This is a genomic window from Nocardia sp. NPDC002869 (assembly GCF_046764065.1).
Lineage (GTDB): Bacteria > Actinomycetota > Actinomycetes > Mycobacteriales > Mycobacteriaceae > Nocardia > Nocardia rhamnosiphila.
Genome location: NZ_JBKOOL010000086.1, coordinates 1 through 24349, shown reverse-complemented (window position 1 = coordinate 24349; position 24349 = coordinate 1). Strand labels below are relative to the sequence as shown.

Here is a 24349-nt window from a genome sequence, read left to right as displayed (position 1 = left end):
GCACAGTCGCAGCCCTCCATCTCTCTGACGCACCAGAATCGGGGGCGGGCCCCGACCATGAACGCAGACCATCTGGAGTAGACGGACGGTGTGTGGGCCTGCCGGGCGGTGGCCGTGGAGTGCGTGACCGGAGTGTGTTGTGCCCGGCGCGGTGGCCGGGCACAACAGGTCCGGGTCAGGAGCGCAGCGGGGCGGCGTCGCTCGGGGCGTAGGTCGGTTCGTGTTTCTTCAGCAGCGCGATCACCTGGTAGGTCACCGGCAGGACCAGCACCTCGCAGAGCGTTTTCCACAGGAACCCGATGATCACATAGTTGACGAACTGTCCCCAGCTGTCGATACCGATGGCCGTGGCGGCGATCGAGCAGAAGATCAGCGTATCGGCGAGTTCGCCGACCACCGTCGAGCCGATCAGCCGCGCCCACAGATATTTCTCCCGGGTCCGTTCCTTGATCAGTACCAACGTCGCGGAGTTGAGTAGCTGACCGACCACATAACCGGCCAGACCGGCCGCCACCAATTGCGGTGTGCTGCCGATGACGCTGCGGAAGGCCTCCTGGTTCTCGTAGAACACCGCGGCGGGCAGCCGGATCGCGACGGCGAAGCAGATAACAGTCAGCAGCAGTGCGGCGAAACCGTAGAAGACAGCGTGCCGGGTGGCGCGGAATCCGTAGACCTCGCTGAGCACGTCACCGACGATGTAGGCGAGGGGGAACAGGAAGAACGCGGCATCGGTGGTGATCGGCAGGATCTCCAGTGGTCCGAGGGTCAGCGAACTGCCGGCGAAGAATTGCACCCCCTTGGTCGCGCAGATATTGGAGACGATGAGTGTTGCGGTGAACAGTACGACGATCGGTGTGTAGTACCCCCGCGCCACCTGTGCGTGGGCCGCATGTGCGGGCGCGGGGTGTCCAGACTTGCCGGGTGAGGGGGTTTTGTTCGAATCTTCCACTCGACTATCCAATCAAACTCTCGAATAGGCTGTAGTCATGACGAACCCCGGTGAATCCGACGAGTGGTGGAAGCAGTACGGGGGGTCGGGCGTCTCGTCGGACCCCGCTGCCGGGCAGCATCCGTCCGAACCTTCCAGTTATCCCTCGGCACCGCCGTACCCCTCCACCCCGGCCGCGGCTCCCGCAGCGCCGCCCGGACAAGCGTCGTACGCGACCCCACCGCCCGCGGCCCCCTACCCCGGGACGCCGCCCTACGGTGCGCCGGGGGCGGGATATCCGGCGGGCTACCAGCCCTACGGTTATCCGGCCAATCGCGGTACGAACGGCCTGGCCATCGCCTCACTGGTCACCTCGCTGGCCGGTTTCGCGACCTGCGGCGCCACCTCGATCGTCGGAATCATCCTCGGCGTCATCTCGCTCAACCAGATCCGCGACAGCGGCCAGGAGGGCCGTGGGATGGCGCTCGCCGGTATCTGGATCGGGGTGGGCCTGATCGCCCTGGGACTCATCTGGTTCGTGGTGATGATCGTCGTGAGCGCCGCGGGGGCCTGACCCGCCGGGTACTCAGGCCGCGATGACCTGGGTGCCGCCCGCGAGTTTGTCGTTCCAGCCCTGCCGGTTCGGGTTCTTGTCGAGCGTGGCGGCCGTGTAGAGCATGAGCGCGGCCCCGGCCACCCAGCCGACACAGGGCACGATCAGCACCGCCAGGAAGATATTGCGTTTCAGCGAGAGCAGCGGCGGGACGGTGGGCGCCCCGTCCGGTGCCACGACTTTGAGGCCCAGGATTTTCTTACCCAGGGTGGCGCCGGTCTTCCACTCCATGAGCACGTAGTACACCAGCGTGACCGCGAAGATGATCGCGTAGCTGACCGCCGGCCCGGTGAGACCGGTCAGGTTGGGCATGAGGACGAAGTTGAGCAGCAGGGCCAGCGGGAGCGCGATGATGAGATTGTCGATCAGGCGGGCCGCGAATCGCGGCCACAGGTTGCCGGGGACGCCGAACGTGGGCTGATAGTGCCCGTACTGCTGTCCGCCGTACTGTGCTTCCGGAAACACTGTCTGCTGGTAGCGGGGAGCGGGCTGGGCCGGAGGGGCGGGCGGGGCCTGCTGTCCGTAGGGCTGTGGCTGTCCGGCCGGCGGGTTGTAGTGCGGCGGCTGGGGAGCGTACGGGTCCGGCTGTGGCGCATATCGGCCCGGCGGAGGAGCGTACTGCCCGGCCTGCGGGTACTGCGGGGGCTGCCCGTACGGCTGCCCGGCCTGGGGGTGGTTGCTGGGGTCGTACCCGCCACTGGTCATCTCGCCTGCCTGAACTCGAAATCCGAAGACCTGGTCGCAGGCCAGGTTACGGACAGCGGCCCGCGACCACCAAGCTGTCGGGGTCGAGCACCCAGGGGTCGCGAGGGAGCCGGGCCGGGTCGAATCCGGGGAGCAGTTCGGCCGCGCTGTGGCCCGCCAGGCCGAGCGAGGCGGCGAGCCTGCCCACCACCCGGTCGACGGTTTCTCCGCGCGCGAGCCGATCGGCCAGGGTGACCGCACCGTCGCGTTTGGCCAGCCGCTTGCCCTCGGTATTGAGCACCAGCGGAACATGCGCGTACTCGGGTACCGGGAGTCCGAGCAGTGTGGCGAGATAGGCCTGCCGGGGTGTGGACGGAAGCAGATCGTCGCCGCGTACCACCTGATCAACCCCCCGTTCGGCATCGTCGACCACGACTGTCAGGTTGTAGGCGGGTATGCCGTCGCCGCGGCGCAGCACCAGATCGTCGACCGGGCCCCGGTACCGGCCGTGCAGGTGATCGAGGATCTCGAATTCCGTATGGGCCGAACGCAGCCGCAACGCGGCGGGACGGCCGGCCGCGCGACGCTGCGCGCGTTCGGCAGGGGAGAGGTCACGGCAGGTGCCGGGGTAGGCGCCCAGCGGTCCGTGCGGCGCGGTGACGGCCTGCTGGATTTCCTTTCGGGTGCAGAAGCATTCGTAGGTCAGTCCGGCCGAGGTGAGCCGGTCCACGGCCGCGGCGTAGTGGTCGAGGCGGTCGGACTGGTGGGCCACCGGCCCGTCCCAATCGAGTCCGATGGCCCGCAGGTCGGCGAGCTGGCGTTCCTCGGCACCGGGCCGCACCCGGTCCAGATCGTCCACACGCAGCACGAACCGGCGGCCGGTGCCGCGGGCGAAGAGCCAGGCCAGCAGGGCGGTGCGCAGGTTGCCCAGGTGCAGATCCCCCGACGGGCTGGGCGCGTACCGCCCTGCGGGTGCGGCGGACGTGGTGGACGGCATCCGGGTCATGGTAGGTCTCGGCGCAGCCGGGGCATCAGCCCGGACGGGTCGATATCCGGTGGGGCGGGGCGTTCGTGTCCGGCGGCGCCGTCATTGTTTCCCGGGGTTGCGGCCAGGTCGGTCAGCAGGGCTTCGGCGTGCGCGAGGAGGCCCGGTCCGTCGAGGTCGTAGGGGAGTTTTCCCGGTGGGTACCCGGCGGCGGCCGGATCGAAGGCCCGGAGCCGCCCGACAGCGCGTTCCAGCAGCGTACGTGCGCCTTTCGGGTTCCCGCGTTGGATATGGGTGAGGCCGACCGCGTACTGCGCGAGACCCTGCCACAGCATGCGTTCGGCATCCGGGCCGTTCTTCCAGACCGACTCCAGTACTTCGTGCGCATTGAACGCCAGTCCCTGATCCAGCAACTGCTGGGCGTAGTCGAGGGCTGCGGCGGGTGCGAGGTTCAGGTCGTCGGGTATCCGCGGTACGCCGGGACTTCCCGGCGGCAGCGGGCGCCCCAGTCGGTCCCGGGGCCTGGCGTTGGTGGCGCGCCCCTGTTCGTCTCGATCGCGTTCGGGCATGCCGCCATCATCCCGCCGCAGCGCGGTCGCCGGAGCGGTAGGGGTATTGACAAATGATAATCAGACCATCACATAACAAGCACTTTCGGCTATTTAGTGGACCCGCCCCGGCTTTTTTTGAAGCAAAGTCATCCTTATAAGTCCGCAATTACACAGCAATACGGCATCTTAGTAGTGTTGCCAAACGCATTGGCGCAGTTCACAAGAGAGCGGCAAATCCGGTGTGAACCTGCTAGTGTTCGAAGAGCGGGCCGTCCTCACGTGGGGTTTTGGTCACCGCGTCAGATGTGTTCGCGGAAGTGCGAGTCCGATACTGGCATACCGGATATTTGCTCGCTATCTGCGCGTGCATCCGTGTATTCGGTGGCATCCACCGGATACCAGCTAGTCAGGAACTATGCAGGAATCGAATATCATTATCGACGCAGCGAAGGAGTGCAGTGCCGTGAAGGTGGATATGACGGGTGCTGTGTGGCGGAAGAGTACATACAGCGGCCCGGACGGGAACTGCGTGGAGGTGGCATTTCTCGTAGACGGCAACGTGGCGATCCGTGATACGAAGGATCACGGCAGTGGGCCGGTGCTGGCCTTCGCGCCGAGCGAGTGGGCCGAATTCCTGTCCGGAGTATCGGCAGCGGACTTCCACGGGGCCTGACGGTTTTCCTGATATCAGGCAAGGCGGCCCCGGACCCGTTGGCGGGTTCGGGGCCTTTGCGTGCGCGCACCGCGGATGGGTCACGCCCGGCGGCATCCATTAGGGTCGGCCGGTGATCCCGCTGGCGCCCCCGGACGCGACCATGTACTGGCTCTCCCGGCGCACTCGCAACGACCAGTTCCTCCTCTACTGTTTCGCCGAATCCGCCTGGGAGAACAGCCGACTGCGCGATGCTGTCGTCCGGCGGTGCGCCGCGATCCCCGAGCTGCGGGTCAGGCTGCGCCCGGACCCCACCGGACTGTCCTACCCGGTGTGGGTTCCCGCCGACCCCGAACCGGATCAGTTCGTCACGCACCGGCTCGACCGGCCGCACTGGCCCGACCTGCTCGCGGTTCTGGGACGGCTACTGGGCACCGGAGTCGATGCCGCCCGGCATCCATGGCGGCTGCACATCTTCCGCGGTATCCGGGAGAGTCCGGCGCCCGATCCGGCGGTGACCGTGGTGGTGCTGCAGATCTCGCACGCACTGGTCGACGGCCGCGGCGCGTCCCGAATCGCCCGGGCCCTGTTCACCGACGACCCCGGCGCCGCGGCCACACCGGGTACGCGCCCGCTATCGGGTGCCCGGATGGCGGTGCGGGCGGGGCGCGGGGCGCTGGCCCTGCCACCGGGTATCGCGCGGACTCTCCGGCGCGGACTCGCCGCCGGCCGGGCCCGGACCGAACTCGCGGAACTCACCGCGGCCGGGCGGGTGCCTCCGGCCGCGCCGGGGTACCCGCCGGAGGCCCTCAATATGCCGGGCGAGGTCACCGGCCATTCGGTACGGATGCTGGTCTGCCGGACGGAGGATTTCCGGATGCCCGGCCGCAGCGTCACCGTGGCGGGCCTGACGGCCATCTCGCTCGCGCTCCAGCGGTATCTGCGCGAGCGCGGTGCGGAGCCCGCCGCCCTGGGCGCTCAGGTGCCGATGGCGGTACCGCCCCGGCCCGGGGTCCGCAACAATTACCGCAGCCTCGGCGTCGATCTGGCGATCGGCGAGGACGACCCGGCGCGGCGTGCCGCGGCGATCACCGCGGAGCTGGCCGCCCGGCGGGAACGGGCCCTCCATCCACTGCTCGGCGCGCAGGACGCGGTGACCGCGGTTCTCCCCCCGCTGCTACTGCGGCGCGACGTACGGAACTACCCGATCGATCTCGTGCCCGAGCGGATCACCGGTCATACCGTTGTCTCCAGCGTCGACCGCGGCCCGGCCGACCTGCGCTTCGGTGCGGCCCCGGTCCGATTCACCGGCGGCTTTCCCGCGCTGGGCACGGTGATGCATCTCACGCACGGCATCCACGGGATGGGCGACACCGTCACCTTGTCCCTGCACGCCGACCCGGCGGTCGTTCCGGACCTCGACGACTATGCCGAACACCTGCGTATGGCATTGCACGCCGTGCGTGGCGCCGGTTGAGTGGGCGCGACTGCGCGTCGACCGCTCAGTTCGGTTCGATCTCCAGCTCTTCGCGGGTGGCGCCGATGAGTTCGCGTTCGGCCACCCGGACCTCGCCGAGCAACTGGTTCTTGTGGTCGCGTGCGGCGCGGATCTCCTCGGCCGGGGCGTCCTGCAGTTTCTTGCGCTGGAGCGTGAGCGCGGCCAGCAGCCCGTCGGAGAGGGTATCGGCCAGCCGGCGCCACTGCTTGTAGTGCTGGTCCGAGCCGACCAGGCGCAGTACGTTCGCTCGCTCCGAGCCGTCCTCCAGATCGTGGATCAGATCGCCGATGAGCTCGTCGGTCCACTCCTCGTCCCGCCGCAACGCCTGGCAGATCCGGCCGGACATGCTCAGCGTATCGGCTATCGCGGTGACCACGGTGCCGCGGCGCCAGTTCTCACCGGCCTGCCCGAGCGCCACCGCGTGCGCGGACTCGACCTGGTGATGGGCGGCGTCGAGTTGCAGCCGGGTCGTGTCGACCTGGCGTTTGGCACTGTCGTTCTGTTGCTGGGCGGCGGCGGCCAGGGTGCGCTGAGCGCGCTCGTCGGCGGCGGCGATCGCATCCCGGTTCGTCCGGTTGTTCACCAGTACCGCGATCACCGCCACGCCGCCGAGGACGAGCGAACCGAGCAGTGGCAGCCACGACTGCCACCAAGCCGGGGAACTCTGAACGACTTCGATCACCTGGGGATCCACGGCGCCCATCATGGCACCGTCGGCGCGAGCGGGCGCGACGGCCGTCACAATTGGGTGATCAGCGCGGCAAACTACTGGATATCTTGCCGGATAAGGGGATTCGTGCTATGAGAGCGGTCGGTGTGCCGGGGTCCGGGCCGGGTATGAGCGGGCGTTTTCACGATGCGCCGGGGTGGCAGGTATGCTGCTCGGCGGAGGATTCGCCTAGTGGCCTATGGCGCTCGCCTGGAACGCGGGTTGGGTTAACAGCCCTCGCGGGTTCGAATCCCGCATCCTCCGCCGCCGAATCCGCCGGTAGCAGTCCTGCTACCGGCGGATTCGTTTCATTTGCGCAGTTCGTCGAGGACTTTGCCGACTTGGTCCCGGCATATCCGGTCCACCGTCGACCGATCCACCACGCCGTCGTAGGTGATGTACATGTTCACCTTGACCGAGACATTGCTGTCCTTGGCCGCGACCGTGTAGTCCAGGGTCTGGAACGACGAGTAGTCGTTGATCTGGGCCGAGTAGTAGGCGTCCTCGCCCAGTCCGGTCACCGCGCCGGAGGAGTAATCCGTGCCGGTGGTGGCGGTATCGGATTTCTTCCAGTCGTCGTAGCCGTACGAGCCGTATTCGCTGTCGAACGTGACGTCGAGGCCGAGGCGGGCGCTGTTGGAGTCGGTGCCCTCATTGCTGACCTGGCAGTTCAGCGATCCGCCCCCATAACTGGCCGGAGCGTCCTCCTGATGGGTGGTCTCGTCGCGGTTGGCGGCCCACTGGTCCAGGACGGAGGCGTCGATGAGGTCACAGGCGTTGGTGACGTTCTCCATGCCGTAGTCGCCGTCTGTCCCCTCGGACCCCGAGTCGGAGTTCACCAGCGCGATCCCCCCGATCCCGCAGATCAACAGGATCACGAACAGCACCGCTCCGACCACGATCAGGGCCGTGTTGTTCTTCGACCGCGAACGGGCGGTCGCGGCGGCCCCGTATCCGGTGGGGCTTCCGAAACCGGACGGCCTGGACTGCCACGCGGGGCCGGGGGGCGGGTACTGCGGCTGCCCGCCGGCGTACTGCTGCCCGCTCGGATGCTGCTGTTGCCCGCTCGGATGCTGCTGTTGCCCGCTCGGATGCTGCTGTTGCCCGCTCGGGAACTGCTGTTGCCCGCTCGGAGCCTGCTGTCCCCCGGGGTGCTGCTGTTGCTGCCCACTCGAGTACGGCTGCTGCCCGCTCGGATGCTGCTGCTGACCGCTCGAGTACGGCGGCGCCGCCGCGTGCGGGTTCTGGTCGCCGGGGAACTGCGCGGCGGCGTTCGGGTTCACCATCGTCGGATCCGCGCCCGGGGTGCTGCCCGGCCCCGACTCGCCCGCCCCGGGTGTCTCCCACCACTTCGTCTGCTCCGCGCGCTCGTGCTCCGGCGGATTCTCCTTGGTCATCCTCGCCATCCCCTCGTGTGGTGAGGGAATATCCCCTCCGACTCAGAAGAATGGTAGCGAGCACGGGGCCTGCTCGTACCCGGCCCGGTGCGAGCGGTATCGGCCCCCCGCAGCGCGCGGTGGAGGTAGCCGCTACACTGGCCGACGGATCCCGCGCGGCGCGCATCCTGTGAACTCCCCCAGGGCCGGAAGGCAGCAAGGGTCAACGGGCTCTGCCGGGTGCGCGGGGTCCCCTTATTCAGGCGCGGGCCTTTTACTCGAGACGTACCTCAGCGCTCGACTTCTGCCTTCTCCTGCTCCGGATGGCCCATCTCTGTGGCCGACATCGGGGAAATCGAACACAGCGCGCAGACTCCCAACCCCTCCCGGCGGTGACGGGTGCCCGGGTAACGTGGCTCGGGGCGGCCGGATCCAGCGGTCGTCCGCAAGCGAGCACTCACCAGGTGGAAAGGCTGTCCACGATGCCCCGGCAAACGCAGATCGGTTTGATGAGTCCCGAGGAACTCACCGCCGAGCACGAACTCCAGTCCGCGAACTACGCGACGCTGCAGGCTGCTCAGCTCACCCTCGATCTGACCCGGGGAAAGCCCTCGCCGGAACAACTCGCCCTGTCCTCGGCGCTGCTGTCGCTGCCCGGCGACGGCGACTTCCGCGACGGCACCGGTACCGACTGCCGCAACTACGGTGGGCTGCACGGACTTCCGGAACTGCGGGCCATCTTCGGCGAACTGCTCGGTATCGGCGTCGACAATCTGATCGCGGGCAACAACGCCAGCCTGGAGTTGATGCACGACACCATCGTCTTCGCGACCCTGTTCGGGCTACCCGATTCGCCGCGGCGGTGGGCCGACGAGCCCACCGTCAAATTCCTATGCCCCAGCCCCGGTTACGACCGGCATTTCGCGATCACCGAATCGCTGGGTTTCGAGATGATCACCGTGCCGATGCGGCACAACGGTCCCGACACCCGGGTCGTCGCCGAGCTGCTGGCCGGCGATCCGCAGATCAAGGGCATGTGGGCGGTGCCGAACTATTCGAACCCGACCGGTGTCGTCTTCTCCGAAGACGTGGTGCGCGAACTGGTTTCGATGCCCGCCGCGGCCCCCGATTTCCGGCTGTTCTGGGACAACGCCTACGCGGTGCACCCACTCACCGATACCGCGGCGCCGGTGCTGGATGTCCTGTCGCTGGCCGCGGCGGCCGGTAATCCGCACCGGCCACTGGTTTTCGCCTCGACCTCCAAGATCACCTTCGCCGGCTCCGGGGTCAGCTTCTTCGGCGCCTCGACCGAGAACCTGGACTGGTACCTGAGCCATGCCGGTAAGAAGAGCATCGGCCCGGACAAGGTCAATCAGCTACGCCATCTGCGGTTCTTCACCGACGCCGCCGGCGTGCGGGCACATATGCAGAAGCATCGCGCGATCCTGGAGCCCAAGTTCGCGCTCGTCCTGCGGATTCTCGAGGAGCGGCTGGGCGCGTCGAAGGTCGCGTCCTGGACCGAACCGAAGGGCGGATACTTCATCAGCCTCGATGTACTCGAGGGCACCGCGGCGCGGGTGATCGAACTGGCGAAGAACGCCGGAATCGCGCTGACCGCGGCGGGTTCGGCCTTCCCGTACAAGAACGACGTCGAGGACAAGAACATCCGGATCGCCCCCAGTTTCCCGGCGCTGCCAGAGCTCGAGCAGGCCATGGACGGCCTGGCGACCTGCGTGCTGCTGGCAGCGACCGAGAAACTGCTGAAGTAGGAGCCGGAAGGTCGGGGGTCAGGCGGGTTTGCGAACGTGTACGGCGAACATGGTCACCGAGAGGTGGATATCACCGGCCGCCGCACCCCGGGCCAGATCGGCGAGTAGTTTCTCGCGTTCGGCCTCGGTGATCACCCGCCGGGCCACCGCCATGGCGGAGACCCGGCTGACCAGCGCTCCGGCCCCGACCGAACGGTCCTGGATCAGCGCCTGCGAGCCGGTACCCGCCACCTCCAGCCCGGCCGCGGTCAGCAGACCTGCCAGCCTGCGGCCCGAGTAGGGGTTGGTCGTCGCCGCGACGAGAGTATCCACCACCTCGCGGACCACGCGATGCTCGCCGGGGTGCACGATGGCCGATCCCCAGTCGGAATCCATCACCACGGCCCGGCCCCCGGGACGCAGTACCCGGGCGATTTCGCGCGCGGCCCGGGCGGGCGCGGTCAGATGCTGGAACACGCGTTCGCACAGCACGGCGTCGAAGGCGGCGGACCCGAACGGGATGCCGTAGGCGTCACCGGAATGGAACGTGGCCGATGAACGAGCCTCGGCGGCGCGCGCGACGGCCGCGGCGAGCAGGTGCGGATCGGGTTCCACACCCGACGCCGAACCGGTGGGCCCGACCGCGTCGGCAAAGGTGATCACCTCCGATCCGGTGCCGGAGCCGATATCGACCGCGTGCTCACCCGGCTGCAGCGCCAGGGCCTCGTGTGCCCAGTCGCGTAGCCGGGTGAGTCCCGGAAGGGTGGCCTGTAGATCGCGGATATCGACCAGCTGGTCCTGGCCCGCGGCATCGAAACGGTCGGGGCGTAACCCGAAACTGTCCATGGGTCCGTGTCCATCCAGTGTGGTGGGTGGCTTTGTCGCCGTGTCTGGCATGGGGCGAGCCTAATAGGTGCAGCTGGGGAAGCACATCCATAGACCGCGCATGGCCGGAGCGAAGGCGGAGGTACGCAGGGAGCGCATGGCCGGAGCGAAGGCGGAGGTACGCAGGGAGCGCACGGCCGGAGCGAACGCGGAGGTACGCAGGGAGCGCATGGCCGGAGCGAACGCGGAGGTACGCAGGGAGCGCATGGCCGGAGCGAACGCGGAGGTACGCCTGGTCGAGAACGGCGCGGCGGCCGTGGGATCATCGCTGGTAGTCCAGAGTGAGGAGCAGGGCATGGCCAAGTTGTGTCTGGCGCAGGAACCCGCGGCCGACGAGCTGCTCTCGGAGAGCTCACTGGCGCTGCTGATCGGGATGCTCCTGGACCAGCAGTACCCGCTCGAGCACGCTTTCCGGGGCCCCAAGAAGCTCGCCGACCGGATGGGCGGACTGGACATCCACGCGATCGCCGCCGCGGATCAGGGCGAGTTCGAGGAGTTGGCCGCGACGCCGCCCGCCATCCACCGCTACGGCCGGTCCATGGCCCGGCGGATCCAGGACCTCGCCCGCTACGTGATCGAACACTACGACGGGGATGTGGCCGCGATCTGGACCGCCGGCGACCCCGACGGCAGCGAAGTACTGAAGCGGTTGAAGGCGCTGCCCGGGTACGGCGACCAGAAGGCCCGGATATTCCTGGCACTGCTCGGTAAGCAACTGGGGGTGCACCCGGCCGGGTGGGAAGCGGCCGCCGGGGACTACGCCGAACCGGGTTCGCGACGCTCGGCGGCCGATATCGTGGACGGCGAGACCCTGCTCGAGGTGCGTGCCTTCAAGAAGCAGATGAAGGCTGCCGCCAAGCAGAAATGATCCCGGCCTCCGGCCTGCGAGCGGGTCAGCGTATTCGCGCCAGCCGGGTGAGTTCGGCGGCCAGATCGGATTCGCCGACCGGGGTCAGCGCCACATGGCTGCCCGCGGCGAGCAGGTAGCGGCCGTCGCCGGTGAAATCCAGCCAGGTGCGGTGTACCGGTGGCGGTGACATGGGGTCCTCCGGGGCCACGGCGACCGTGAAGAACCCTCGTGCGTCGATGGGCCGGTGCAGGATCTCGCGCAGCCGTTCGGCCCGGCCCGGCTGTTGCCGGTCCGGATCCGGGCAGAGGACGGCCTCTCGTGGTTCCCGCATGGCCGGAAGGGTTCCGGGTGCGGCCGGCCCGAGCACGGTGGCGAGGTGCTTACCGATATTCCGGGCGTGACAGGCCGTGATGCTCACCTGCCCCGAATGCGCGCGGATCACCGCGCCCCAGTTTCCGAAGGCGACGGCGAGCGCGAGGATCGGGTCGGGTCGGCGCCGGTCGCCATCGAACTCGTCGCCGAAGACGGTGACCCGGGTGACGTCGGTGCGGGCGAGGAAACGCAGCGTACCGGTGAGATCGGCATCGCTGTTGGGTGGAAACCGGGAGTCCAGCCCCAGCGCGGCCCGTGCACTCTCGGTGCCGACGGTGGCCCGGGGAGCCAGGTCGATGGGGTGGGGCCGCCGGTCGAGCCCGGTCTCGGTCTGCCAGATATGACCGAACTCGTCCGGCGTGAACGCCCAATCCATCAGCGGCTCCCGTCACCCGGTCCGGTTCTGTCCGGGTCCTCGGTCCCGGTGTACTCACCGAAGACCGGCGGGACGGCGGGCGGGGTAGCGGTCAGCTGCTCGTTCGGTCGGTGTAGATAGTCCGGACTGCTGCGTTCGCCGTCGGGTGCGCGTGACGGCACCGGTCCGGGGGCGGCCGGCAGCGGGAACCCGTTCGGTCGCACCGTCCGGGTCCAGGGATGTTCGGATCTCTGGTTCGTCGTCGGGTCCGTCCCGGCGCCCGGGGGAGCGAGTGATTCACGTGCCGTTTCGGTGGTCGGTCGGGAGGGGACGGAGCGGGCTATCTGTTCGCTCTGACCGGGTCGCTGGGCCGCCGCGGCGCCTGCGTCGGGTTCGGTTGCGGTGGGGCCGGGCCGGGGCGCGGCCGGTGTCGCCGAGCCGACCGGGGCCGGTCGGTGACCGCCGTGCGGGGCGGCGGGGGTGGTATCGGCGCGGCCGGCTGTTTCTGCCGGACTCCATCCGGCCGTCGCCGGCGATCGGGGCGGTATCCCCGCGGGAGCTGGGTTCGGATCGCCTCGGTCCGGAAACCCGGCCCGCTGCGGTGACGGGCCTGGCGTCCGGACCGGACCAGAGGAGCCGGCGCTGTCCGCGGCGCCGCGGTCGGTGGTGGGCGCAGTGGATGGCGCGGCCGGGGCGGTGGCGGCCGTCGCCGTGCCCGCCGAACCGGCAGTGTCGCTTCCCGGTGGGAAGTCGGACGGATTCCCTACCGCGCCGGAAGGCAACGTTGCTGTATCGGAAGGCGGCGTTGCCGTATGGGGAAGTTGCGCCGGTGTATCGGGAGGTGGCGCCGGTGTACCGGAAAGCGGTGCCGGCGCATCGGGAGAGGACTCGGACGCCTCGGCAGAGGGCGCCGGCCCCGCGAGAGAAGACCTTGCCGCGGTCTCGGTGTCCGGCCGCAGTGTTGCCGCCGGTGAATCGTCGCTTTCGCTGCCGCGTACGGCGACGGGAGCTTCGGGATCCGGCTCGGCGCGGCCCGGGACGGGATCACCGCCCGGCTCTTTCGGGTTGCCGTCCGGCGCGAACGCCGGGCTCGCCGACTGCGGCGGGGTGACCGCCTCCTCCGATAGGGTGCGGCCGGGCCGGGATTCCGCGGACGGCGGCGCCGCCGGTGTGTCCGGCCGCGCCGGTGCCCCGGCGGCGGGTGGCTCATCGTCCGGAGCCCCGGCCACCGGCGCGGCGAATCGGGGTACGGCGTCGCCGCTGGCCGGGATCGTCGGGTTGTAGCCGAAGGTCATGGCGTCCTGGGCCTCGGCCGTCAGGGTCGCCGCGGCGGTGTTGTAGGCAGTGCGCCGCTGCACTCCGGCAGCTGCCTCGACAGCCGGGTCCGGGTCCGGCAGATAGGGGCCGGGTGGTGGCGGGATCGCCGCGCGGACGGATTCGGCGGCGGCGGAATCGGCCGACAGCAACTGTTCGACGACCCGGCAGACCGCTACGGCGTCGTCGCCGGCCCGGACGAACGCGGCGGCGGCCCGTGCGGCGGCCACCGCCGCGAGACCCGACCAGTCACCGGATAACCGGGTGAGATCGCGGGCGAATTCGTCGAAGGCGGTCTCCACCGCGGTCGCGGTATGGCCCCAGGTCTCGGCGAGACGGCTCAGTTCGGCCGGCGCCAGTTCTTCGTGTACCAGGTCCCAGATCTGCTGATGGGTGTACGCGCCGAATACTTCACGGTCGGGTACGTAGGCCGGGTCTGTGCCCGCCCCCGCGGTACCCGGCTGCCCCTGCTGCGCCACTGTCGGCCCCCTTGGTTGCGCGATCCGGCGAGCCGCTCCGGCACATCGGACCGCATGGTTTCAATTTTTCTGCACCCCTGCGTAATTGGACATACTGCCGCATCTCATGCGGTATCCGCCACCGTGCGGGCGAGGGCCGCGCTGTTGGCGGCATCGGCCTCGAGAAAAAGAGCGGCGGCCGCCAGATACGCGGCCTTGTGCCGCAGCGCCGTCTGTTCGAAGGCGCTGAGGGTGTCCAGGTACTCCTGCCCCTTCGCGGCGAAACCCCGCGTCAGCGCGTGGCCCGACGGCAGCTCCGGGAACCCCCGTACCCCGGTGAGGGCGGCCGCGTCCACCCGAGCCTGCCGTATTCGCTCCGCGAGCCGGTCGCACGATTCGGCCAGGCCGCGCGCGGCCGCTTCGGTCATATGGAACTCTCCGGCCCGCGCCGCCTCGTACAGGCTCGCGGCCGCCGATTGACCCAGATCTGGTACGGGCATCGTCTTCCCCCTTCGGACTCCCCACCGTGCGCTCGGAGCATAGCAGCGGAAAATGGCGTGTACCAGGGTCTTCGCGGTTCGTCGGGCGTGCCTTCCGGAGCGCGGGCGGCGCGGCGGACCGGACCATGCGCCCGGCCGTGCCGACGGGCTCCGAGTGTCCGCCGGTCTACGGGGAATATTGTCCGCGGTTGCGCGGGAAATATTCTCCGGAGATCGGCGGAGAATATTCTCCGGACGCCGACGGAAAATAACGGGTTTCAAGGGTGGCCTTATTTCCCGGACGATAACGGAGAATTCGATCGGGCTACCTTTCGAATTCACCACGGGCCGGATAGGAGGCCGATACCACACCACGGGCCCGTCGAGAATGACCGTGCATCGCCCGACGGCGGGCGATGTGGCAGTGAAAATATAGAGTCGAGCAGGACGGACGCACGGGCCCGCGAGGCGAAGATCGCCGAAACCTTGGTGTTGTGCCCGGGGAGATGTTAATTTATTTGTTATGTCTACCAGCAGCGCCGACTCGCGGAAGGTCACCTATGTGACCGCCGCTCTCGGTCTGCGTCTGCCCCTCACTCGCGAGTTGTGTTGCCGCCGTTACCGCGGTTGAGCGATTTGGATCTCCCAGCCGCCTCGTTTCAGTTGTAGGCATATCCCGTTTCGCGGGAAATATTCATCGAGGAAATTCATATGGCTGTCCGCACCGCCGAACGCACCGCGTCGCAGGCTTCACCTGTTCGTACCCGAGTTCCTCGTCCGGTCATAGCCCCTGACCTGCGGTTATCGGACAATCCCGCCGCGGCCGTGCTCCGGGCCGCCACCACCGGACCGGTATTCCGGGACAAGACCGCACGGGCCACCGGATTGAGCATCGCCACCGTCAATCGCCAGGTGTCCTCGCTGCTCACCGCCGGTCTGCTGCGTGAGCGCGCCGATCTGACCGCCTCGGGCGCGGTCGGCCGGCCTCGGGTGCCGTTCGAGGTCGACCACGACACGTTCGGAACCCTCGGTGTGCACATCGGCGCGGCGTCCACCCGGATCGTGGTCTCCGATCTGCGCGGCCGTATTCTCGGCGGCCTCACCATCGCCACCCCGCAGACCGGCCAGGAGTTCGCGGTCAAAACCGTCGCGCACAGCGCGAAATCCTTTCTGCAGCGCTGGTACCGGCGCACCCCGTTATGGGTCGGCGTCGCGATCGGCGGCCGGGTGGATCCCGGTACCGGTATCGTCGACCACCCGAAACTGGGCTGGCAGGCCGCGCCGGTGGGTGCGGTGTTCAGCGAGGTGCTCGGTCTCCCGGTGACGATCGCCCCGCACGTCGAGGCCATGGCCGCATCGGAACTGCTGCTGCCGGGCGTGAGCCAGGACGCGGCGGAGGACTCCGGCCGGGCCGCACACGGCAGCAGCCTCTACTTCTATGTCCGGGAAACCGCCGGGATCTCGGTGACCTTGGACGGCCGGGTGCACACGCCGAGCAATGGCCCGGGTTCGATCGCGCATCTGCCCACCGGCTCCGATATCGAATGCTCATGCGGCCGGCGCGGCTGCTTGGAGGCGACCGTCGGCGACCGTGGGCTCCACGCGCGCGCCGTCGGACGGGGAATCATCCCCGCGCACAACGGCAAAGCCAGCTCGAGCATCGCCGACCTCTACCGTGCGGCGGCCCGGGGTTCCGAACCGGCCCGCGAACTGCTGGCGGAACGGGCCACCGTGCTCGGCCGGACAGTGGCACTGGTCCGGGACATGCTCAACCCCGACCGGGTGGTGCTGGGCGGGCAGGCGTTTACGACCTACCGCCCCGGGCTCGCGCATGTGGCGCGTGCCTTCAACGAATCCACGATGCTGCCGCCCACGGATATCCGGGTCTCCGGATACGCCTCCAAGGTGCAGGAATTCGCGGCCGTCGTCACCTCGCTGAGCGCGCTGTACGCCGATCCGCTCGCCGCGCTGCGCCGGGTCACGGCATGAGCGAGTCAGGCCCGGAAGCGGTAGTGCGATACCTTCGCCTGCGCTTCGGCCTCCGCGTCAGTGTGTTGACCGGTCGCCGGCGCTCGCTCATGCCCGGTGAAAGCAGCACGAGGCGCTAGCGCCCGGACGTGCCCCGTGCGGCGATCGCCGCACGGGGTTTTCACGTTATCCGGCAGGGAACAGCGATTCGATCGCGGTGATGAAATAAGGGAAGTGCACGGCGAACCGGTGCAGGTCCCGGTCGCCTTCGAAACCGCCGAACCAGTACAGCCCGGGATCGTCGTCCGCGGAGGGGTCGATATCGCGGAAGGTGCGGACCCAGTTGTCGGCTCGGCTCCAGACCACCATGTAGGGCAGACCGCGGGAGAACACGAGTTCGCGGTCGCCGGGTGGGATCTGCCGGCTGGTGACCTGTTCCAGACCTCGCTGCAATCCGCGGACCTGCGCGGTGAGCGTCCGGCCGAAGGCGGTGCGCACCGGCAGGAACCGCTGGGCCGCGAGCAGTGCGCCACCGGCCAGCGCGATCGCCACACCCACCAGGGCATGCCCGGCCAGTAGGGCGGCGAGGACGGTCACCGCGGCGCCGAGAACGATCAGGCCGCCGCCCAGCCATAGCGGGATCCGCCGGCGCAGGGGGTCGATGAAGGCGCCGCGGTCGACGGCGTCGGCGACCATGGCCCGGCGCAGCGGTTCGGTGGGCAGTCGGCCGGGCGCGGCGAGTTCGGCCATCGTGACCGCGTCGGTACCGGGCGGCAGCAGCGCGTCGTAGACCGTCCGCTCGTAGGCGCGCAGCTGGTCGTCGGCCGGATTCACCCGGGTCAGCCGCCACTGGGTCTCGCCGACGCGCGAGATCCACAGATAGTTGCGGACCGCGAGATCCACCACCGTGGCGGCGATATCGGTCGGGTCGGAGTGACCGTCGAGCAGGACTCCGGCCTCACCGGGCAGGATGCCGGCCGGGGAACTGAAGTGGGTGCGCCCACCGCTGCGCACCAACGGTTCCATCGGCTCGGCGGGGACGGATTGCCTGCGCACCCAGAAGATGTAGGCGGCCAGTGCGACGAGGGCGGCCACCAGCAGGCCGAACGCCACGAGCACGGGCCCGGTCACCGCGAACGGTGAATCGCCGGGGCCGGTGATATCGGCGTTCGGCGGTACGGTGCCCGGCGGAATCTGCAGGGTCAGGTCGACCGATTCGCCCTTGCGCAGATTCGTCTGGTCCAGATACATGACGCCGTCCGGTTCGACCCGGACCTGAGCGCAGGGCCGGGTGTGGCCGATCGGGCCCAGCAGGCATTCCACGATGCCCATCTCGAAACTGGGGCTGATGAGCGAGGCATGGATCTCGGCGAGATCGACATTGAGCACCCCGAACCAGCGGAAGACCTGACTGCCCTCGGCCTCGCTGACCGTATTGCGTACCGAATAGCGGACCGTGGTCTCCCCGGGACCCGCGTCCACGGTGAACAGATCGTCGGCGATCGTCGCGCTGCCCGGGCCGCTGGTCTCGATGTCGGTGACGCCGAACCGGCGTTCGGAGTCCTCGCTGATCTGCACCCGCAGCGGTAGCGTCATGGTGAACCGTTCGCCGGGTGGAACGGTCACGCGCTCGGTCACTTCGAGGATGCCCTCGCGGTTCAGCGTCATATCCAGGTACAGGATCGAACCGACCGGCTCCTGGGCCCGGGCCGCCGGCGCGCTCGTCCCGAAAACGGCGAGTGATCCGGTCAGTGCGAGCAGCAGCGCGAGCGCGCCCCCCCGAAATGTGAGCATGACTCGATACCTTAGACAGCTTGCTATCCTGCGTCAGCGGCTGTTGGTGTTCGGAGAAGGCGAGGGGGTCCGGGGGAGTGACGCAACCACCTTACGGGCGCGGACCGGTACCGCCCGGCAGGCAGCCGATACCGCCCGGTGGCCGGCCCCCGTACGGTCCCCGGCCCGGTGGACCGCCACGTCCGACCTATCCGCCCCAGGGTGGTGGTTATCCGCCGCCCCGGCCCGGTCACCCTCCCGCGCAGGGGTTTCCCCACCGGCCGCCGCCGGGCTATCCCCGGCAAGGCCCGATCTCCGGTTATCGCCCGATCATCGCCCCACCCATGCCGCCACCGGTGCCCTATCGGGTACCCAACGCGCCGCGGCCGCGTAGCCGGCGCAGCAGTGGCAGTACGTTGCTGGTGGTGCTCGCGCTGATCCTGGTGCTGGTCGGCGCACTCGTGCGGGGCGCGTTGAATTCCGACGGTCTGCAAGTGCTGGACCCGCAGCCGGAGCACAGTTATGACGTCGGCGAAACCGGTCCCGCCGAAACCGGGAACAATCCGCTACTCACCGACCCGGATGCGACGCTTGTCCCCGCGAACTGCGAGTATGCGTCGTGGTCGACGGATGAGGACACGGCCCGGGCGTTCTTCGACAGCGCCGAGAAATGCCTGGAGGCGGCCTGGCAGCCGGTCCTGGCGGATGCGGGCCTGCCGTTCGAGCCACCGACGGTGCTGGTGTCGGCGGATACCGAGGGCATCACCACGCCGTGCACCGGTTCGACCGACAACTTCGCCGCGTTCTACTGTCCGGCCAACCGGACCATCTATATGCCGGTCAGCCAGTTGCAGACCGACTACTACCACGACAACTGGGTGGTCTACCTGTCGGTGTTCGCCCACGAATACGGGCATCACATCCAGAACATGTCCGGAATCCTGCTCGCCGCCAACAGCGCCCGCGTCGACGCGGGGGCGCGCAGTCCGGAGGGACTCGAACTGTCGCGGCGAGTGGAACTGCAGGCCAACTGTTTCGACGGCATGTATCTGATCTCCTCGGCCGACGGCGGGTCGCTCACCGATGACCAGATGACCGACGCCCGGACCGACGCCGATCACCGTGGCGATCGGCACGGCGATATGCGAGATCACGGCACTCCGGACAACGGCGGCCGCTGGTTCGGCCTGGGCGTCGAACACAATCTGACCGCCGAGTGCAACACCTTCACCGCGCCGGCCGACGCGGTGAGCTGAATCAGCCGGACGAATCCGGTTCGCGTATCCGTGCGCGGAGGTCCATCACCCACTGGGTCATTTCGGCGGGAGACCTGCCCGGGCCCATCAGCTCGGTGAGCACATGCCCGAAACATGCCGCGTCGAGCACTCTTTCGGCGACGTCCATCGGATCTCCCCAGGGCAGATAGGGTTTCGCGAGCAGCAGGGAGGCGATGCCGTGCGCCGCCGCCCACAGTTCGAGCACCAGCGGGGTGGGGTCCGCGCGGTCGATGAGGCCGTCGGACATGGCCGCTTCGACCGTGGCGGCGAAGTACCGGAACGCGCCACTGGTCAGCACCATGTCCACCGCGCCCTGATGAGTGGTCGGGATGGTCGCCAGGCGGTACTGCTCGGGGTGGTCCAGGGCGAACCGTACGTAGGCGAGGCCGAGACGGTGCAGGCGCAGCGCCGGCGGGTCCGCTGGATCCACCGCCGCCTGCATCGCGGTGTTCAGTGCTTCGAAGACCTCGGCCACCGCCGCCTCGATCAGCGCGTCCTTGTCGGCGAAGTGGCGATAGATGGAGGGTGCGCTGACCCCCACCACACCCGCGACCGCGCGGATCGATACCGCGCCGACGTCGCCGGTGCGCTCGAGCAGCTCCCGGGTGGCGGTGATGATCTCCGCGCGTAACCGGCTGCCGTGCCCGCGCGGGGAGCGTGGCCGCCCGGTCATACGCGCACCGGTGGTTCGGCGGTGGCTCCCGGCGCGTCCACGGGCTCCTCGCTGAACCCGATCCGGTCGTGCAGGCGGGCCAGCGGTTTCGGCGCCCACCAGTTGAGCGGGCCCATCAGTTTCATCAGCGCCGGCACGAGCAGGGCCCGGATCAGGGTGGCGTCGGCGAGCACGGTCAGGGTCAGGCCCAGGCCCATCAGCTGGATGAACGACACCTTGGAGGTGGTGAGGGCGCCGATCACGATGGCCATCAGCACGGCCGCGGCGGTGAAGATCCGCCCGGTGCGGGCCACTCCGACCGCGACGGCTTCGGTGTTGGCCTCCCGTGCCGACTCCGTGCCGCCGTACTCGGCGCGCCGGCGTAGCCATTCCTCCCGGATCCGCGAGAGCAGGAACACCTCGTAGTCCATGGACAGCCCGAAGGCCAGGCAGAACATGAGGATCGGCATGGTCGGCACCAGGTAGCCGACGGCGGTGAAGCCGAGCAGCCCCTGCAGGTGGCCGTCCTGGAATATCCACACCATGGCGCCGAACGCGGTGGTCAGCGAGAGGGTATTCAGCAGCAGGGCCTTCAACGGCAGGATCAGGCTGCCGGTGAACAGGAACAGCACCACGAAGGTGGACAGCACGATGAGCAGACCGGCCAGCGGCAGCCGCTCGGCCAGTGCGTCGAGCGAGTCCTCGTTCACCGCGGCCGAGCCGCCGAACAGGGCCGGGGCGGGTGGGTCGATCGCCCGCAACGCGTCCAACTGTTCCGCGCCGGCCGGGGAGAACGGGTCGACTGTGCTGTTGACGGTCAAGTATGTGCCGGTGTCGTTCGCCATACCCGGCGGAGTGGCGGCGAGCCGGTTCCCGGAGACGTATACGCCGGCGCTGGACAGCACTCCGGTGATGTTGTCGACCTCGGACAGCCGGGCGGCGTATTCGCCGACCCCGCGTTCGTCGCGATAGCCGTCCAGCACGATCGTGGTGTTGCCGCCGGGATCGGCGCGCGGGAACTCCGCCCGGATCTCGTCGCCCACCTGCCGGCTGGCCGCCGAAGCGGGCAGCACCCGCTCGTCGGGGTAGCCGAATTTCACCGAGAGGAACGGCGAGCCGAGCGCCAGCATGAGCGCCACGATCACCACGGAGACCGGGACCGCGGCCCGCATGACCCGCTTGACCAGGCGGTACCAGCCGGTCTGCTCCGGCACCATGGCGCCCAGCGGCCGGGGTTCGCGGCCGAACAGGCGCAGTAGGGGGGCCCGCAGGTCGAGGGCGTTGACGCGGTGGCCGAGCAGTACGAGCGCGGCGGGCAGGACCACGATCGAGGCGACGGCGGCCGCGATCACCACCGCGACGCCGGAGTAGGCGAACGAGCGCAGGAAGTACAGGTCGAAGACGAGCATCGCCGACAGCGACAGCGCCACGGTGATCGCGGAGAACAGCACGGTGCGACCGGCGGTCTGCAGGGCCCGGACGGTGGCCGCGCGCGGGTCGCGACCGGCCGCGAGTTCCTCCCGGAACCGGCTGACGATGAACAGGCTGTAGTCGATGGCCAGTGCCAGACCCAGCGCGGTGGTGAGGTTCATCGCGTAGATGGAAACGTCGGTGAACAGGGTGAACAGCTTGAGGATCGCCAGCGTGGCGGCAATCGCGAACAGTCCGACCAGCAGCGGCAGCGAGGCGGCGACGAGACTGCCGAATACCAGGACGAGGACCACCAGGGTGAGCGGGATCGCCGCGGTCTCGGCGACGGCCAGATCGTGCGTGATCTGGTCGTTGACCTCGTGGAAGGTCGCCGCGGTACCGCCGGCCCGGACGGTCACCCCGTCGGCCGTTCCGGTGACCTGCTCGCCGAGCTCGCCCGCTGCTTCCTGGATCTGGGTCTCGTCACCCGCGAAATTGACCGCGATGAGCCCGGATTCGCCGTCGGTGCTGCGCAGCACGCTCGCGACCGCCGGTGACGGCGCGGTCCAGTACGACTGGACGCTGTCGGTGTCCGGGTGGGCGCGCACGGCATCGATGACCTGCAGGGCGCGGGCCCGCACCGGATCCGCGTCGACCCCCTCCGGCGATTCGACGAGGAGGATGTAGTTGGGTGCGGCGCCGTCGAAGTTGTCGGTGAGCTGCTGGGCGGCGCGGATGGATTCGGCGTCGGCGGAGACGAATCCGCCGGATTTCAGCCCGGCCGCCGCGGTGGCCCCGAAGATCCCGCACAGCAGTGCGACGGCCAGTGCGCCGAGGAGTATTGCGCGCGGGAATCTCGTGGTGAACTGCGCGACGCGGATCAACATGTGGTGGCCCCCGAATCAGTAAGTTAGTGGCGTTAGCGTAACGCTGTTAACCCAAGGAGGGAAGAGGCGAGCCGGACTGCGTGGTGGGCGGGTACCCACGCCGGGTGCGCGTTGTCGGTCTCCGCCGGTAACCTCTGGCCGTGGCTCTGTACCGGAAGTACCGACCGGCAACGTTCGCTGACGTGGTGGGCCAGGAGCATGTCACCGACCCGCTGTCTATCGCGCTCGACACCGGCAGGATCAGTCATGCCTATCTCTTCTCGGGTCCGCGCGGCTGCGGTAAGACCTCGTCGGCCCGGATCCTCGCCCGCTCGCTGAACTGCGCGCAGGGCCCCACCTCCACGCCCTGCGGCACCTGCGCCTCCTGCCTATCGCTGGCCCCGGGTGGCGGGGGCAATCTCGACGTGATCGAACTGGACGCCGCCAGCCACGGTGGTGTCGACGACACCCGCGAACTACGCGACCGGGCCTTCTACGCGCCCGCCGAATCCCGCTACCGGGTGTTCATCGTCGACGAGGCGCATATGGTCACCACGGCCGGATTCAACGCGCTGCTGAAGATCGTCGAGGAACCCCCGGCGCATCTGATCTTCGTCTTCGCCACCACCGAGCCGGACAAGGTGCTGCCGACCATCCGCTCGCGCACCCACCACTACCCCTTCCGGCTGCTGCCCCCCGCCACCATGCGCGGCCTGCTCGGCGGCATCTGCGAACAGGAGCAGGTGCCGGTGGAGGAAGCGGTGTACCCGTTGGTGATCCGCGCGGGCGGAGGATCCCCGCGCGACAGTTTGAGCGTGCTCGACCAGTTGCTCGCCGGCGCCGGGTCCGAGGGCGTCACCTATTCGCGCGCCGTCGCACTGCTGGGGGTGACCGATGTGGCGCTGATCGACGACGCGGTCGACGCGCTGGCAGCGGGAGACGGCGCCGCCCTGTTCGGCACCGTCGACCGGGTGATGGAGGCCGGGCACGATCCGCGCCGGTTCGCGGTGGACCTGCTCGAGCGGCTGCGCGACCTGATCCTGCTGCAGGCCGTACCCGACGCCACCGAACGCGGACTCGTCGCCGCGCCCGCCGACCTGCTGGACCGGATGCGCGAGCAGGCCGCCCGGCTCGGGCCCGCGGCCCTCACCCGCTACGCCGAACTCCTGCACGCCGGGCTGGGCGAGATGCGGGGGGCCACCGCGCCGCGGCTGCTGCTCGAGGTCGTCTGCTCACGGATGCTGCTGCCCGCCGCGGACGAATCCGAGGCCGCGACCCTGCAGCGGCTGGAACAGCTGGAACGGCGGGTCGACGCCGGTGTCGTCGCGGCCCCGGGCGCGGCGCCCGCAGGCGGGGCGCCGGCATCCGGTCCCACCGAGGCCGCCCCGGCGTCCGCGCGGCCGGCTGCCGCGTCGGACCCGTCCCGTCGCCGGGGGGCCGAAGCCCTGGCCGCCTTGCGGGAATCCAAGACCGGGCGGTCGCCGGAACGCGCGGCGGCCGCCGAGCCGCCGGCGGCCGGAGTGGCGGATGCGACGAGTCCCGCGCCCGACCGGGACGGTCCGGACCAGGAGATGTCACCTGCCCCCGCGGGATCGGTGGATGCGGTCGACGGGGGCTCGGTGGCGCCGCGGCGTCCCGAGCCCGGCGTCCGTGCGGCCGAGACGGCAACGGCCGGTCCAGCACCGGCCGCTGCGCCGTCGAAACCGGACCAGGCTCCCGAACCGGACTCGACCGGCCGCCCGGTACAGGCGGAACACGGCCGCACCCCCGGCGCGCACACTTCACCCGGTACGAGTTCGACCTCGGCCGACAGACCGGCGAGCCCGGAGACCGCGGCCCGTCCGCCGGTGAGTGGGCCACCCGCCGACCGCGAGACGGGTTCCGATATCGCCCCAGCGCCCGCGGCGGCCGGGCCTGCAGCCGAACCGGCCGGGGGCCCCGGCGCC

Annotated in this window: 22 protein-coding genes, 1 tRNA gene and 1 other RNA gene; 10 read left to right on the top strand and 14 right to left on the bottom strand. The window is 69.3% G+C overall.

Annotation, left to right across the window (positions count from 1 at the left end; all coding sequences use genetic code 11):
* Positions 1 to 175: 175 nt before the first annotated feature.
* The gene (locus ACLML9_RS17245; protein ID WP_411946488.1) at positions 176 to 949 is read right to left on the bottom strand and encodes a queuosine precursor transporter; all 774 of its coding nucleotides are present in this window, start codon (positions 947 to 949) and stop codon (positions 176 to 178) included.
* A gap of 37 nt (positions 950 to 986) precedes the next feature.
* On the opposite strand from ACLML9_RS17245, the gene ACLML9_RS17240 reads away from it, so the two are divergent.
* Positions 987 to 1502 (top strand): DUF4190 domain-containing protein, encoded by a 516-nt coding sequence (locus ACLML9_RS17240; protein ID WP_411946487.1) that lies wholly within the window; start codon positions 987 to 989, stop codon positions 1500 to 1502.
* 12 nt (positions 1503 to 1514) lie between these two features.
* Here ACLML9_RS17240 and ACLML9_RS17235 read toward each other — a convergent pair whose 3' ends face one another.
* From ACLML9_RS17235 to ACLML9_RS17225, 3 genes are read right to left on the bottom strand one after another with little or no spacing between them, the layout of a single operon-like run.
* Positions 1515 to 2246 (bottom strand): RDD family protein, encoded by a 732-nt coding sequence (locus ACLML9_RS17235; RefSeq protein WP_411946486.1) that lies wholly within the window; start codon positions 2244 to 2246, stop codon positions 1515 to 1517.
* A 46-nt stretch (positions 2247 to 2292) separates the two neighbouring features.
* Positions 2293 to 3231 (bottom strand): tRNA glutamyl-Q(34) synthetase GluQRS, encoded by a 939-nt coding sequence (gluQRS, locus tag ACLML9_RS17230; RefSeq protein ID WP_411946485.1) that lies wholly within the window; start codon positions 3229 to 3231, stop codon positions 2293 to 2295.
* Entirely contained in the window at positions 3228 to 3779 is a 552-nt protein-coding gene (locus ACLML9_RS17225) for a DUF309 domain-containing protein (RefSeq protein ID WP_411946484.1), read from the bottom strand. The genes gluQRS and ACLML9_RS17225 overlap by 4 nt, the downstream gene beginning before the upstream one ends.
* 457 nt (positions 3780 to 4236) lie before the next feature.
* Here ACLML9_RS17225 and ACLML9_RS17220 point away from each other — a divergent pair, with 457 nt between their 5' ends.
* Together ACLML9_RS17220 and ACLML9_RS17215 are read left to right on the top strand one after the other, a co-directional pair.
* Positions 4237 to 4434: a DUF397 domain-containing protein gene (locus tag ACLML9_RS17220; protein ID WP_411946483.1), complete on the top strand. Its 198-nt coding sequence runs from the start codon at positions 4237 to 4239 to the stop codon at positions 4432 to 4434.
* Between the two features lie 112 nt (positions 4435 to 4546).
* The gene (locus tag ACLML9_RS17215) at positions 4547 to 5890 is read left to right on the top strand and encodes a wax ester/triacylglycerol synthase domain-containing protein (RefSeq protein ID WP_411946482.1); all 1344 of its coding nucleotides are present in this window, start codon (positions 4547 to 4549) and stop codon (positions 5888 to 5890) included.
* A gap of 25 nt (positions 5891 to 5915) precedes the next feature.
* Here ACLML9_RS17215 and ACLML9_RS17210 read toward each other — a convergent pair whose 3' ends face one another.
* Positions 5916 to 6653: a hypothetical protein gene (locus ACLML9_RS17210; protein WP_411946481.1), complete on the bottom strand. Its 738-nt coding sequence runs from the start codon at positions 6651 to 6653 to the stop codon at positions 5916 to 5918.
* 145 nt (positions 6654 to 6798) lie between these two features.
* Here ACLML9_RS17210 and ACLML9_RS17205 point away from each other — a divergent pair.
* Positions 6799 to 6884, top strand: a tRNA-Ser gene (locus tag ACLML9_RS17205).
* 44 nt (positions 6885 to 6928) lie between these two features.
* Here the strand turns inward: ACLML9_RS17205 and ACLML9_RS17200 are convergent.
* Positions 6929 to 8017 carry a hypothetical protein gene (locus ACLML9_RS17200; protein ID WP_411946480.1) on the bottom strand — a complete coding sequence of 363 codons (1089 nt, stop codon included), beginning with the start codon at positions 8015 to 8017 and terminating at the stop codon, positions 6929 to 6931.
* Between the two features lie 143 nt (positions 8018 to 8160).
* Between ACLML9_RS17200 and ffs the strand changes: the two genes are divergently transcribed.
* Both ffs and ACLML9_RS17190 read left to right on the top strand, forming a co-directional pair.
* An RNA gene (ffs, locus tag ACLML9_RS17195) (signal recognition particle sRNA small type) lies at positions 8161 to 8255 on the top strand.
* Between the two features lie 223 nt (positions 8256 to 8478).
* Positions 8479 to 9765 (top strand): aminotransferase class I/II-fold pyridoxal phosphate-dependent enzyme, encoded by a 1287-nt coding sequence (locus ACLML9_RS17190; RefSeq protein WP_411946479.1) that lies wholly within the window; start codon positions 8479 to 8481, stop codon positions 9763 to 9765.
* A gap of 18 nt (positions 9766 to 9783) precedes the next feature.
* On the opposite strand, the gene ACLML9_RS17185 is transcribed toward ACLML9_RS17190, so the two are convergent.
* Positions 9784 to 10590: a methyltransferase domain-containing protein gene (locus tag ACLML9_RS17185; protein ID WP_411946490.1), complete on the bottom strand. Its 807-nt coding sequence runs from the start codon at positions 10588 to 10590 to the stop codon at positions 9784 to 9786.
* Between the two features lie 60 nt (positions 10591 to 10650).
* The gene (locus ACLML9_RS17180) at positions 10651 to 10836 is read right to left on the bottom strand and encodes a hypothetical protein (RefSeq protein WP_411946478.1); all 186 of its coding nucleotides are present in this window, start codon (positions 10834 to 10836) and stop codon (positions 10651 to 10653) included.
* Positions 10837 to 10924: 88 nt separating this feature from the next.
* Between ACLML9_RS17180 and ACLML9_RS17175 the strand changes: the two genes are divergently transcribed.
* Positions 10925 to 11497 (top strand): HhH-GPD-type base excision DNA repair protein, encoded by a 573-nt coding sequence (locus tag ACLML9_RS17175; protein ID WP_411946489.1) that lies wholly within the window; start codon positions 10925 to 10927, stop codon positions 11495 to 11497.
* A gap of 25 nt (positions 11498 to 11522) precedes the next feature.
* On the opposite strand, the gene ACLML9_RS17170 is transcribed toward ACLML9_RS17175, so the two are convergent.
* The 3 genes from ACLML9_RS17170 to ACLML9_RS17160 form a co-directional block, all read right to left on the bottom strand.
* A complete protein-coding gene (locus ACLML9_RS17170) occupies positions 11523 to 12227 on the bottom strand; it encodes an ESX secretion-associated protein EspG (protein WP_411946477.1) in 705 nt (234 codons plus the stop codon).
* Positions 12227 to 13999 carry a hypothetical protein gene (locus ACLML9_RS17165; RefSeq protein WP_411946476.1) on the bottom strand — a complete coding sequence of 591 codons (1773 nt, stop codon included), beginning with the start codon at positions 13997 to 13999 and terminating at the stop codon, positions 12227 to 12229. Before ACLML9_RS17165 ends, ACLML9_RS17170 begins: the two co-directional genes overlap by 1 nt.
* Before the next feature lie 104 nt (positions 14000 to 14103).
* Positions 14104 to 14478, bottom strand: a complete 375-nt coding sequence (locus ACLML9_RS17160; protein WP_411946475.1) for a hypothetical protein — start codon at positions 14476 to 14478, stop codon at positions 14104 to 14106.
* 690 nt (positions 14479 to 15168) lie between these two features.
* Between ACLML9_RS17160 and ACLML9_RS17155 the strand changes: the two genes are divergently transcribed.
* On the top strand, positions 15169 to 16446 hold the full coding sequence (locus ACLML9_RS17155) for an ROK family protein (RefSeq protein ID WP_411946474.1): 1278 nt from the start codon (positions 15169 to 15171) through the stop codon (positions 16444 to 16446).
* Between the two features lie 165 nt (positions 16447 to 16611).
* Here the strand turns inward: ACLML9_RS17155 and ACLML9_RS17150 are convergent, their stop codons facing one another.
* A complete protein-coding gene (locus tag ACLML9_RS17150; protein ID WP_411946473.1) occupies positions 16612 to 18219 on the bottom strand; it encodes a DUF2207 domain-containing protein in 1608 nt (535 codons plus the stop codon).
* A 323-nt stretch (positions 18220 to 18542) separates the two neighbouring features.
* On the opposite strand from ACLML9_RS17150, the gene ACLML9_RS17145 reads away from it, so the two are divergent.
* Positions 18543 to 19454, top strand: a complete 912-nt coding sequence (locus ACLML9_RS17145; RefSeq protein ID WP_411946472.1) for a neutral zinc metallopeptidase — start codon at positions 18543 to 18545, stop codon at positions 19452 to 19454.
* A gap of 1 nt (position 19455) precedes the next feature.
* Here the strand turns inward: ACLML9_RS17145 and ACLML9_RS17140 are convergent, their stop codons facing one another.
* Entirely contained in the window at positions 19456 to 20148 is a 693-nt protein-coding gene (locus ACLML9_RS17140; RefSeq protein ID WP_411946471.1) for a TetR/AcrR family transcriptional regulator, read from the bottom strand.
* Positions 20145 to 22424: an MMPL family transporter gene (locus ACLML9_RS17135; protein ID WP_411946470.1), complete on the bottom strand. Its 2280-nt coding sequence runs from the start codon at positions 22422 to 22424 to the stop codon at positions 20145 to 20147. The genes ACLML9_RS17140 and ACLML9_RS17135 overlap by 4 nt, the downstream gene beginning before the upstream one ends.
* 140 nt (positions 22425 to 22564) lie before the next feature.
* Between ACLML9_RS17135 and ACLML9_RS17130 the strand changes: the two genes are divergently transcribed.
* Positions 22565 to 24349, top strand: a 1785-nt coding sequence (locus ACLML9_RS17130) for a DNA polymerase III subunit gamma and tau (RefSeq protein ID WP_411946469.1), incomplete at its 3' end; no start/stop codon positions are given.

Excerpts from the sequence above, each read along its gene's own strand:
- ACLML9_RS17240 (WP_411946487.1), top strand. The coding sequence starts at position 987 with ATGACGAACCCCGGTGAATCCGACGAGTGGTGGAAGCAGTACGGGGGG.
- ACLML9_RS17235 (WP_411946486.1), bottom strand. The coding sequence starts at position 2,246 with ATGACCAGTGGCGGGTACGACCCCAGCAACCACCCCCAGGCCGGGCAG.
- gluQRS (WP_411946485.1), bottom strand. The coding sequence starts at position 3,231 with ATGACCCGGATGCCGTCCACCACGTCCGCCGCACCCGCAGGGCGGTAC.
- ACLML9_RS17225 (WP_411946484.1), bottom strand. The coding sequence starts at position 3,779 with ATGCCCGAACGCGATCGAGACGAACAGGGGCGCGCCACCAACGCCAGG.
- ACLML9_RS17220 (WP_411946483.1), top strand. The coding sequence starts at position 4,237 with ATGACGGGTGCTGTGTGGCGGAAGAGTACATACAGCGGCCCGGACGGG.
- ACLML9_RS17200 (WP_411946480.1), bottom strand. The coding sequence starts at position 8,017 with ATGACCAAGGAGAATCCGCCGGAGCACGAGCGCGCGGAGCAGACGAAG.
- ACLML9_RS17190 (WP_411946479.1), top strand. The coding sequence starts at position 8,479 with ATGCCCCGGCAAACGCAGATCGGTTTGATGAGTCCCGAGGAACTCACC.
- ACLML9_RS17185 (WP_411946490.1), bottom strand. The coding sequence starts at position 10,590 with ATGGACAGTTTCGGGTTACGCCCCGACCGTTTCGATGCCGCGGGCCAG.
- ACLML9_RS17180 (WP_411946478.1), bottom strand. The coding sequence starts at position 10,836 with ATGCGCTCCCTGCGTACCTCCGCGTTCGCTCCGGCCATGCGCTCCCTG.
- ACLML9_RS17175 (WP_411946489.1), top strand. The coding sequence starts at position 10,925 with ATGGCCAAGTTGTGTCTGGCGCAGGAACCCGCGGCCGACGAGCTGCTC.
- ACLML9_RS17170 (WP_411946477.1), bottom strand. The coding sequence starts at position 12,227 with ATGGATTGGGCGTTCACGCCGGACGAGTTCGGTCATATCTGGCAGACC.
- ACLML9_RS17160 (WP_411946475.1), bottom strand. The coding sequence starts at position 14,478 with ATGCCCGTACCAGATCTGGGTCAATCGGCGGCCGCGAGCCTGTACGAG.
- ACLML9_RS17155 (WP_411946474.1), top strand. The coding sequence starts at position 15,169 with ATGGCTGTCCGCACCGCCGAACGCACCGCGTCGCAGGCTTCACCTGTT.
- ACLML9_RS17150 (WP_411946473.1), bottom strand. The coding sequence starts at position 18,219 with ATGCTCACATTTCGGGGGGGCGCGCTCGCGCTGCTGCTCGCACTGACC.
- ACLML9_RS17145 (WP_411946472.1), top strand. The coding sequence starts at position 18,543 with ATGCCGCCACCGGTGCCCTATCGGGTACCCAACGCGCCGCGGCCGCGT.
- ACLML9_RS17140 (WP_411946471.1), bottom strand. The coding sequence starts at position 20,148 with ATGACCGGGCGGCCACGCTCCCCGCGCGGGCACGGCAGCCGGTTACGC.
- ACLML9_RS17135 (WP_411946470.1), bottom strand. The coding sequence starts at position 22,424 with ATGTTGATCCGCGTCGCGCAGTTCACCACGAGATTCCCGCGCGCAATA.